A 10,204-nucleotide genomic window follows, 5' to 3' on the forward strand; every position below is an offset into this window, starting at 1 on the left:
CCGGGTAGGTTGGGGGGTCTGCAAACCCGACTCCAGGAGGGGCTGACCATGGCCGATCTGTCGCAGCTCGTCAAGGCGTACGACGTGCGCGGTGTGGTCCCCGACCAGTGGGACGAGACGCTCGCCGAATTGTTCGGCGCGGCCTTCGCCGAGGTGACGAACGCGGACGCGATCGTGGTCGGACACGACATGCGGCCCTCCTCACCCGGCCTGACGCAGGCCTTCGCCCGCGGCGCGGCGGCCCGCGGCGCCGACGTCACCGGGATCGGGCTCTGCTCGACCGACGAGCTCTACTTCGCGAGCGGCCGTCTCGGGCTGCCGGGCGCGATGTTCACCGCCAGCCACAACCCCGCGCAGTACAACGGCATCAAGATGTGCCGCGCGGGCGCCGCGCCCGTCGGCCAGGACACCGGGCTCACCGAGATCCGCGCGCTCGTGGAGCGCTGGTCCGAGGAGGGCGCGCCCGCGCCCGTCGCCTCCCCGGGCAAGGTCACCGAGCAGGACGTCCTCGCCGACTACGCCGCCCACCTGTGCTCCCTGGTCGACCTCCGAGGGATCCGCCCGCTGAAGGTGGTCGTGGACGCGGGCAACGGCATGGGCGGCCACACCGTCCCCACCGTCCTCGACGGCCTGCCCGTCGACCTGGTCCCGATGTACTTCGAGCTCGACGGCACCTTCCCCAACCACGAGGCCAACCCGCTCGACCCGAAGAACCTCGTCGACCTCCAGGCCAAGGTCCGCGAGACCGGCGCCGACATCGGCCTCGCCTTCGACGGCGACGCCGACCGCTGCTTCGTCGTCGACGAGAAGGGCGACCCCGTCTCCCCGTCCGCCATCACCGCGCTGGTCGCCGCGCGCGAGCTGGCCAAGCACCCGGGCGGCACGGTCATCCACAACCTCATCACCTCCTGGTCCGTGCCGGAGGTCGTCCGGGAGCAGGGCGGCAACCCCGTCCGCACCCGCGTGGGGCACTCCTTCATCAAGCAGGAGATGGCCCGCACCGGCGCGATCTTCGGCGGCGAGCACTCCGCGCACTACTACTTCCGCGACTTCTGGAACGCCGACACCGGCATGCTCGCCGCGCTCCACGTGCTCGCCGCGCTCGGCGGCCAGGCCCGCCCGCTCTCGGACCTCGTCCGGGAGTACGACCGCTACGCCGGCTCCGGCGAGATCAACAGCACCGTCGGCGACCAGGCCGGCCGGACCGCCGCGGTCAAGGCCGCGTACGCCTCTCTCGAGGGTGCCGAGGCCGACGAGCTCGACGGCCTCACCGTCAGCACCGCCGACTGGTGGTTCAACCTCCGTCCCTCCAACACGGAGCCGCTGCTGCGGCTGAACGTGGAGGCGCGCGACGCGGCGACCGTCGCCCGTGTGCGTGACGAGGTCCTGGCGATCGTCCGCGCCTGAGGCGGGTCCTGGCCGGTCCCAGCCCGATCTCCGGGGTCACGCGGCGCGGGGCCCCGGGACCCGGCGGTACGCTGACCGAACGAAGACGCACGTCCCGAAGGGAACCCTCATGCCGCTCGAAGCCGGACTTCTGGAGATCCTCGCCTGCCCGGCGTGCCACGCCCCCCTGCGCGAGGTCGCGGAGAAGGACGGCGACACCTCCGAGCTGGTCTGCGAGGGCCAGAGCTGCGCGCTGGCGTACCCGGTCCGCGACGGCATCCCCGTCCTGCTCGTCGACGAGGCCCGGCGCCCCGCCTAGCGGTGGCCGGCGGGTCGCCGCCGCGGCGAAGGGACCCGCCGGACAAGCCCTGGGGGAACGTACGGGCAACCCCCGACCGACCAAGCCGCCGGCCAACGCACCGGCGACCGGAGGCTGATCAACGGTGTTCGACGAGTCACTCCTCGATGACCCCGAGGCCCTGTCCCGCGCCGACCTCCACGGCCTGCTGCGCGGCGCCGCCGAGTCCGGTGCCCGCGTGCGCACGGCGGTCCGCAACGCGGCCGAGGCGGGCATCGGCGCCCTGAAGCCCGACGGCCGCCCACGCGCCATCCTGGTCGCGGGGCCCGGACACGCCGCCGGTTCCACCGCCGACCTGCTCACCGCGCTCGCCGACGGCAGCTGCCCGGTCGCCCTGATCCGCCCGTCCGGCGTGGCCCCCGCCCCGGGGGCCCTGCGCTGGAACCTCCCGGGCTGGACGGGCCCGCTCGACCTGCTGCTCGTCGCCAGCCCGGACGGCACCGAACCGGGCCTGGCCCAGCTCCTCGAACAGGCCTACCGCCGCGGCTGCTCCGTCGTCTGCGTCACCCCCGCGGGCTCCCCGCTCGCCGAGGCCACCGCCCAGGTACGCGGCCTGGCGATCCCGCTGACCGACACCCCGTACGAGGCCGCGATGGCGAGCGGCGAGCGGCCGGCGGACGACGGGACGGTGCTGCCCACGGGCCCGGGCACGCTCTGGTCCCTGCTCACCCCGCTCCTCGCGCTCGCCGACCGCATCGGCGTGCTCGACGCCCCGACCTCCGCGCTCGAATCGCTCGCCGACCGCCTCGACCGCCTCGCCGAGCGCTGCGGGCCCGCGATCGCCACCTACAGCAACCCGGCCAAGACCCTCGCCGCCGAGCTGGCGGACACCCTCCCCCTGATCTGGACCGAGGGCGAACTCGCCGCCGCCGTCGGCCGCCGCTTCGCGACGGTCCTCGCCGCGCTCGCCGGGCGGCCCGCGCTCGCCGCCGAGCTGCCCGAGGCGCTCACCGCGCACGGCACCCTGCTCTCCGGGGCGTTCGCCGCCGGAGCCGACCCCGACGACTTCTTCCGTGACCGCGTCGACGACCCCGAGGCGCTGCACGCCCGCGTCGTCCTGCTCCGCGAACAGGCACCGGCCGTCACCTCGCCCGCCTCCGCCGCCCGGGAACTCGCCCTGCACCGCGGCACCCCCGTCAGCGAGCTCGAGGCCGAGGACGGCGGTGCCGCCCTGGAAACCGTCGCCGAACTCCTGGCCGTCACGGACTTCGCCGCCGTCTACCTGGCCCTCGCCGGCACGCCCTAGCCGTACCCAGCGACCGGAACCACGCCCCCACAGTCAGGACCGCCCATGGACCGCCTCGTCAACACCGTGCGCCCCTACGCCTGGGGCTCCACCACCGCGATCCCCGAGCTGCTCGGCACCCCGCCCACCGGCGAGCCGCAGGCCGAGCTGTGGATGGGCGCCCACCCCGGCGCGCCCTCCCGGATCGACCGGGGCGACGGGCTCCGCTCCCTCGGCGAGGTCATCGCCGCCGGCCCGGTGCACGAGCTCGGCGAGGCCACCGTCCAGCACCTCGGCCCCGGGCTGCCGTTCCTGCTCAAGCTGCTCGCCGCGGCCTCCCCGCTCTCCCTCCAGGTGCACCCGGACCGCGCCCAGGCCGTGGCCGGCTTCGCCGAGGAGGAGGCCCAGGACATCCCCCGCGACGCCCCGCACCGCAACTACAAGGACACCAACCACAAGCCCGAACTCCTCTGCGCCCTCGGCCACTTCGAGGGACTGTGCGGCTTCCGCGACCCCCTCGAAACGGCGGAACTGATCGCCGCGCTCGACGTCGACTCCCTCAAGCCGTACGTCGACCTGCTGCACGCCCACCCGGAGATCGACGCCCTGCGCGAGGTGCTCACGGCCGTCCTGACCGCCGACCGCACCGCCATGGCCGACACCGTGGCCGCGGCCGCCACCGCGGCCGAGAAGCTCGCCGCCGAGCCCGGCCCGCACCGCGAGGCGTACGCCGCGTACGCCTCCGTCGCCCGGCACCACCCCGGCGACCCCGGCGTCATCGCGGCCATGCTCCTCAACCACGTACGGCTCCAGCCGGGCGAGGCGCTCTATCTCGGCGCCGGGGTCCCGCACGCCTACCTCGACGGCCTCGGCGTCGAGATCATGGCCAACTCCGACAACGTGCTGCGCTGCGGCCTCACGCCCAAGCACGTCGACGTGCCCGAACTGCTGCGCGTCGTCCGCTTCGAGCCGAGCGCCCCCGCGGTGCTGCGCCCGGAGGCCGGCGAGGGCGAGGAAGAGGTCTACGACACCCCGGTCGACGAGTTCCGGCTCTCCCGGTACGTACGCGCCGCCGGTTCGCCGCCCCGCCCGCTCGACGCGCGCACCCCGCAGATCCTCCTGTGCACCTCCGGCACCGCGGTCCTGCGGGGCGAGGACGGGGGCGAACTGGCGCTCGCGCGCGGGGAGTCCGCGTTCGTACGGGCCGGGGAGCAGGCCGTCCTCGACGGCGCGTGCACGGTCTTCCGCGCCACGGTGACGGTCTGAGGGCCGGGCACATGAGCACAACCGGCGGGACCAAGGCCGTCGTTGCCGCGCTGGGGGCCAATCTGGCCATCGCCGTCGCGAAGTTCACCGCCTTCGCGTTCAGCGGCTCGTCGTCGATGCTCGCGGAGGGAGTGCACTCGGTCGCCGACTCCGGCAACCAGGCGCTGCTCCTGCTGGGCGGCAAGAAAGCCCGGCGCGAGGCGACCGAGGAGCACCCCTTCGGCTACGGCCGCGAGCGGTACGTCTACGGGTTCCTCGTCTCCGTCGTCCTGTTCGCCGTCGGCGGCGTGTTCGCGCTCTACGAGGGCTACGAGAAGATCCGGCAGCCGCACACGCTGGAGAACTGGTACTGGCCGGTCGGCGTGCTCCTCTTCGCGCTCGTGGCCGAGGGGCTGTCGTTCCGCACGGCGGTCAAGGAGGCCGACGCACTGCGCGGCGGCCAGTCGTGGAGCCGGTTCGTACGCACGGCCAAGGCGCCCGAACTGCCCGTCGTCCTGCTGGAGGATTTCGGCGCCCTCGTCGGCCTCGTCCTCGCGCTCGGCGGTGTCGCCCTGTCGGTCGCCACGGGCAACGGCATCTGGGACGGCGTCGGCACGCTGTGCATCGGCACGCTGCTCGTGCTCATCGCGCTGGTGCTGGCGGCGGAGACGAAGTCGCTGCTGCTGGGCGAGGCCGCCGGGCCCGACCAGGTGGCGCTGATCCGTGCCGCGGCCGTCGACGGCGAGACGGTGACGGGCGTCATCCACATGCGCACGCTGCACCTGGGGCCGGAGGAACTGCTCGTCGCCGCCAAGATCGCGGTACGGCACGACGACACGGCCGCGCAGGTGGCCAGGGCGATCGACGCGGCCGAGGCGCGGATCCGCGCGGCCGTGCCGATCGCCCGGGTGATCTATCTGGAGCCGGACATTCACCGCTCCTCGGCACTCAGCCCACCTCGCTGAGCACCCGCATGATCGCCGCGGTGTCCGGGGCCGCCATCAGCCGCTCCCGGAACCCGCGGTCCATCAGGCGCCGCGACAGTATGGCGAGGATCCGCAGGTGCTCGTCGCCGGCGGCCGCCTCGGGCACCGCGATCATGAACAGGAGCCGGGCCTTCGTACCGTCCATCGAGCCCCACTCGATGCCCTCGGCGGAACGCGCGAAGGCCACGACGGGTGCCGAGACGGCGTCCGTCTTGGCGTGCGGGATCGCGATGTGCTCGCCGAGCCCGGTCGTGCCCAGCGCCTCGCGGGCCAGGACCGCGCGGACGAGGGCGTCCATGTCCGTCACCCTGCCGCTCGCGGCGAGCAGTTCGGCCAGCTCGTGCAGGGCGGCCTCCTTCCGGCCCGCCGCGAGTCCGGTGCGCACGGTGAGCTCGGTGAGGTGTCCGGAGAGCACCTCTCCGGCCTCGGCCACGGCGGGCGGCGTTACGGGTACGGGTACGGGCTGGGGCTCGGCGGACTTACGACCCAGCGACATCAGAGTGACGGTCGCCAGCGCGGTCGTCGCCGTACCCATGGCCACGGCGACGAAGAACATCGGCACGCGCCCGACCGCGCCCAGCACCGCCACGATCGGACCGCCGTGCGGCACATGGTCCTTCACCGCCGCGAGGCCCGCGATCGCGCCCGCCACCGCGCCGCCCAGCATGTTCGCCGGGATCACCCGGGCGGGGCGGGCGGCGGCGAACGGGATCGCGCCCTCGGTGATGCCGAAGAAGCCCATGAACAGCGCCGCCAGGCCGGTCTCCCGCTCCTGCTCGTCGAACAGCCGGCGCCGCATCAGCGTCGCCAGCCCCTGGCCGAGCGGGGGCACCGGGATGGCCGCGGCGCACATGCCCATGATCTCGGGGTTCTTGGAGACGAGACCCGCGCCGAAGAGGAACGCCGTCTTGTTGACCGGTCCGCCCATGTCGAAGGCGATCATCAGGCCCAGCAGCACCCCGAGACCCGCCGCGCTCGCCCCGGTCAGGGTCCCGAGCCAGTCCGTGAGGTGCTCGAAGACCCAGGAGATCGGCTTGCCGAGCACGTAGACGAAGAACAGGCCGACCGCCGACGTCGCCGCCACGGGGATCACGATGATCGGCATGATGGGCTGGACGAACCGCGGCACCCGGATCCGCTTGATCCACAGCACCACGTACCCGGCGAGGAAGCCGGTGACGATCGCCCCGATGAAGCCCGCGCCCGACTTCGAGCCGTACAGCGCACCGGTGTTGGCGATCCAGCCGCCGATCATTCCGGGCACGAGCGCGGGGCGGTCGGCGATGGCGTAGGCGATATAGCCGGACAGGATCGGCACCATCAGCGTGAAGCCGATGACCCCGATGTCGTTGACGTGCTTCCAGAACGAGCCGTCCGGGATCACCAGACCGTGCTCGGTCGCATGGCCGCCCAGCGCCAGCGACACCGCGATCAGCAGCCCGCCGACGACGACGAACGGGATCATGTACGAGACGCCGTTCATCAGCGCCTTGTAGACGACGCCGCGGCCCTTGCCGCCACCACCGCCCGCAACCGCCGTCGCGGCAGCCGCGGTGCCGCCGCCCCCGCCCCTGTACACGGGCGCCTGCATGACCTGCCCGATCAGCTGCTCCGGGTGGCGGATGCCCTCGGCAACGCCGACGGACAGCACTCTCTTGCCGGTGAAGCGGCCGAGGTCGACGTCCTTGTCGGCGGCGACGATGATGCCGTCCGCCTCCCTGACATCGTTGTCGGAAAGGACGTTCTCGGCGCCGATGGATCCTTGGGTCTCCACCTTGATCTGGTGGCCGAGCGCCTCGGCGGCCTGCGCCAGCTTCTCCGCCGCCATGTAGGTGTGGGCGATGCCGGTCGGACAGGCGGTGACGGCCAGCAACTTGAGCCGCCGTCCGCCCGCCCCGGCGGCCTCGGGGGGATCTGCTGGACTGATCACGTGAACTCCTCCTTGTGCCCTCGCGCATGCGCATCCTGCAACAACCGGCCAGTGGATCAAAGCGATCGGGCACGACCGGTGTCCGGACGGACCCGGAATCTCGAATTCCGCCGGAGCGGGCCCGGATCGAGGCGGGGAAGGGGCTGGGGATCACCATGCCGTCCGGTGTAGATTCGGGCAGAGCCAGACGTCGCTGCTGATGGCGGTCGGGCGGTTCGCGCGATGGACGCGACGGACCGGCCGAGGGAGAGAGGGCCTCCGACGAACTGCGCTGCGTCCAGGGGGTGCACGAGACCTTTGGGCTCCTTGAGGGTGCCCGTGGGACTCCTGCGTCGGAAAAGCCTGGTCGCGTGCACGGCCGTACCCAACCCTCGCTCGCCCTTCAGGAGGAGCAGCCCGTATGTCCACCACCTCCACCGGCCAGGACTTCAAGGTCGCGGATCTGTCGCTGGCCGCTTTCGGCCGCAAGGAAATCACCCTCGCCGAGCACGAGATGCCCGGTCTGATGGCGATTCGCAAGGAGTACGCCGAGGCGCAGCCGCTGGCGGGCGCCCGGATCACCGGTTCGCTGCACATGACGGTGCAGACGGCGGTGCTGATCGAGACGCTGGTCGCGCTGGGTGCGCGGGTGCGCTGGGCGTCGTGCAACATCTTCTCCACCCAGGACCACGCGGCCGCGGCCATCGCGGTGGGTCCGGACGGTACGCCGGAGAACCCGCAGGGCATTCCGGTGTTCGCCTGGAAGGGCGAGACGCTGGAGGAGTACTGGTGGTGCACGGAGCAGGCGCTGACCTGGCCGGACGCCGCCACCGGCGGTCCGAACATGATCCTCGACGACGGCGGTGACGCCACGCTGCTGGTGCACAAGGGCGTGGAGTTCGAGAAGGCCGGCGCGGCTCCGGACCCGTCCACGGCGGACAGCGAGGAGTACGCGGAGATCCTCAAGGTGCTCAACCGCACCCTGGTCGCCAGCCCGCAGAAGTGGACCCAGCTGGCGTCGGAGATCCGCGGCGTGACCGAGGAGACCACGACCGGCGTCCACCGCCTCTACGAGATGCAGCAGGCGGGCACGCTGCTCTTCCCGGCGATCAACGTCAATGACGCGGTGACGAAGTCGAAGTTCGACAACAAGTACGGCTGCCGCCACTCGCTGATCGACGGCATCAACCGTGCCACCGACGTGCTGATCGGCGGCAAGGTCGCCGTCGTCTGCGGCTACGGCGACGTGGGCAAGGGCTGCGCGGAGTCGCTGCGCGGCCAGGGCGCCCGCGTGGTGGTCACCGAGATCGACCCGATCTGCGCGCTGCAGGCCGCGATGGACGGCTTCCAGGTCACCACCCTCGACGCGGTCGTCGAGACGGCCGACATCTTCGTGACCACGACCGGCAACCGCGACATCATCATGGCCTCCGACATGGCCAAGATGAAGCACCAGGCCATCGTCGGGAACATCGGCCACTTCGACAACGAGATCGACATGGCCGGCCTGGCCCAGCTCCCCGGCATCGTCAAGGACGAGGTCAAGCCGCAGGTCCACACCTGGACCTTCCCCGACGGCAAGGTCCTCATCGTCCTGTCGGAAGGCCGCCTGCTCAACCTGGGCAACGCCACCGGCCACCCGTCCTTCGTCATGTCGAACTCCTTCGCCGACCAGACGCTGGCCCAGATCGAGCTGTTCACCAAGCCCGAGTCCTACCCGACCGACGTCTACGTCCTGCCCAAGCACCTGGACGAGAAGGTCGCCCGACTCCACCTCGCCGCACTCGGCGTCAAGCTGACCACCCTGCGCCCGGAGCAGGCCGAGTACATCGGCGTCAAGGTCGAGGGCCCGTACAAGCCGGACCACTACCGCTACTGAGCACAGAGCCGAGAACGCCGAGCACACCGACAGCGCTGACACCATGGACAGCACCAGTGTCAGCAGCCGGTGAGCCGACCGGCAGGCCAGGCCCCCGCCTTCACTGCGGGGGCCTGGCCCGTTTCCGCCAAGGACCCCCACATGCCCCGCGGCCGCTACTCGCTTCACGATCCGCACGATCACACCCCCCTCGGTGAAGAGCACTTCCAGTGCGCCACCGGCCCGACCGGCTGGCGCTACGTCTCCCGGATCACCGCCCCCTCAGGCGATGAGACCGGTTCGGTCGATCTCGCCATCGACGCCCTCGGCCGCCCGATCCGTCTCCAGCTCCGCTCCGGCGACTGGCAGGTGCGCGGTGCCGCCATCGACGGCGTCACCTGGGTACGCACCGACCCCACCGGCGAGCACGCCACCGAGGGCAACGTCCGCGCGCATGCGTTCACCGGCACTTCGCCGGCCTTCCACGTGGTCCTCGCCCGCCTGCTCCGCCTGACGCCCGGAGCCCCGGCTACCCGCCTCCGCCTCGTCTCCTTCACGGCCCCCGTCCTCGCCCCCCTCACGGTCGATCAGTCGTGGTCGCTGCTCAGCAGGACAGCACACCCCACTGACAACGGCTCGCTGGAAGTGGACGAGTACCAGGTCAGCACCCTCGACACGGGCGAGCAGCACACCGTGCACCTCGCCGGCGACGTGGTCCTGTCGGCACCCGGCATCGAGCTCGAGGAGCTCGAGACCCCGCCCTCCGTCTTCGACCGCTGAGACCACGATGTGCGACAGGCCCCCCGGGCCTGGTAGTGTCCTCTTCGCCCCACAAAACCTGTTGACACAGGTGGAGGGGGGAGGTAGATTCAAACGGTTGAGGCGAGCTGGACTGGCCCGTCGACAACGGTTAGTATCTCAATCGCTCCCGACTGTGAATGCCAATTCACGTGGAGCACTCTCGACTCCTTATCGGAAGCGAAAAAGCCGGTGTGAATCGGCTGGCCTCGAATCTGATAAAGTCGGGGAAGCCCGGTCCGACAGGGCGCCGGAAAAGAAATCCGAACCGGAAACGGTGAGGAAATCGGATCTGGTAAGGTTGGAAACAACGAAGGGAAGCGCCCGGAGGAAAGCCCGAGAGGGTGAGTACAAAGGAAGCGTTCGTTCCTTGAGAACTCAACAGCGTGCCAAAAGTCAACGCCAGACTATAAAACAACCCCGTCCCCTTGTGGGATGA

General features: G+C 71.5%; 8 protein-coding genes. 7 read left to right on the forward strand and 1 reads right to left on the reverse strand.

The features are described 5' to 3' along the window. The first annotated feature begins 48 nt into the window (after positions 1-48). The 5 genes from ACV530_RS15540 to ACV530_RS15560 all read left to right on the forward strand — a co-directional run bounded on the left by ACV530_RS15540 (position 49) and on the right by ACV530_RS15560 (position 5,179). A complete protein-coding gene (locus tag ACV530_RS15540; RefSeq protein ID WP_494333028.1) occupies positions 49-1,407 on the forward strand; it encodes a phosphomannomutase/phosphoglucomutase in 1,359 nt (452 codons plus the stop codon). Positions 1,408-1,516: 109 nt separating this feature from the next. Further along, positions 1,517-1,705, forward strand: a complete 189-nt coding sequence (locus ACV530_RS15545; RefSeq protein ID WP_494333029.1) for a Trm112 family protein — start codon at positions 1,517-1,519, stop codon at positions 1,703-1,705. 124 nt (positions 1,706-1,829) lie between these two features. Continuing rightward, positions 1,830-2,990, forward strand: a complete 1,161-nt coding sequence (locus tag ACV530_RS15550) for an SIS domain-containing protein (RefSeq protein WP_494333030.1) — start codon at positions 1,830-1,832, stop codon at positions 2,988-2,990. A 45-nt stretch (positions 2,991-3,035) separates the two neighbouring features. Beyond that, the gene (manA, locus tag ACV530_RS15555) at positions 3,036-4,235 is read left to right on the forward strand and encodes a mannose-6-phosphate isomerase, class I (RefSeq protein ID WP_494333031.1); all 1,200 of its coding nucleotides are present in this window, start codon (positions 3,036-3,038) and stop codon (positions 4,233-4,235) included. An 11-nt stretch (positions 4,236-4,246) separates the two neighbouring features. Further along, the gene (locus ACV530_RS15560; protein WP_494333032.1) at positions 4,247-5,179 is read left to right on the forward strand and encodes a cation diffusion facilitator family transporter; all 933 of its coding nucleotides are present in this window, start codon (positions 4,247-4,249) and stop codon (positions 5,177-5,179) included. Here ACV530_RS15560 and ACV530_RS15565 read toward each other — a convergent pair. Beyond that, positions 5,163-7,130, reverse strand: a complete 1,968-nt coding sequence (locus tag ACV530_RS15565; RefSeq protein WP_494333033.1) for a fructose-specific PTS transporter subunit EIIC — start codon at positions 7,128-7,130, stop codon at positions 5,163-5,165. The two genes, ACV530_RS15560 and ACV530_RS15565, sit on opposite strands and share 17 nt — an antisense overlap. Before the next feature lie 400 nt (positions 7,131-7,530). Between ACV530_RS15565 and ahcY the strand changes: the two genes are divergently transcribed. Together ahcY and ACV530_RS15575 are read left to right on the forward strand one after the other, a co-directional pair. After that, positions 7,531-8,988: an adenosylhomocysteinase gene (gene ahcY / locus ACV530_RS15570; RefSeq protein WP_494333034.1), complete on the forward strand. Its 1,458-nt coding sequence runs from the start codon at positions 7,531-7,533 to the stop codon at positions 8,986-8,988. 141 nt (positions 8,989-9,129) lie between these two features. Beyond that, positions 9,130-9,747 (forward strand): hypothetical protein, encoded by a 618-nt coding sequence (locus tag ACV530_RS15575; protein ID WP_494333035.1) that lies wholly within the window; start codon positions 9,130-9,132, stop codon positions 9,745-9,747. Positions 9,748-10,204: the final 457 nt, after the last annotated feature.

This window comes from Streptomyces sp. SX-6 (assembly GCF_059089585.1).

Coding starts and splice junctions, on each gene's coding strand:
- ACV530_RS15540 (WP_494333028.1), top strand. CDS start 49: ATGGCCGATCTGTCGCAGCTCGTCAAGGCGTACGACGTGCGCGGTGTG.
- ACV530_RS15545 (WP_494333029.1), top strand. CDS start 1,517: ATGCCGCTCGAAGCCGGACTTCTGGAGATCCTCGCCTGCCCGGCGTGC.
- manA (WP_494333031.1), top strand. CDS start 3,036: ATGGACCGCCTCGTCAACACCGTGCGCCCCTACGCCTGGGGCTCCACC.
- ACV530_RS15560 (WP_494333032.1), top strand. CDS start 4,247: ATGAGCACAACCGGCGGGACCAAGGCCGTCGTTGCCGCGCTGGGGGCC.
- ahcY (WP_494333034.1), top strand. CDS start 7,531: ATGTCCACCACCTCCACCGGCCAGGACTTCAAGGTCGCGGATCTGTCG.
- ACV530_RS15575 (WP_494333035.1), top strand. CDS start 9,130: ATGCCCCGCGGCCGCTACTCGCTTCACGATCCGCACGATCACACCCCC.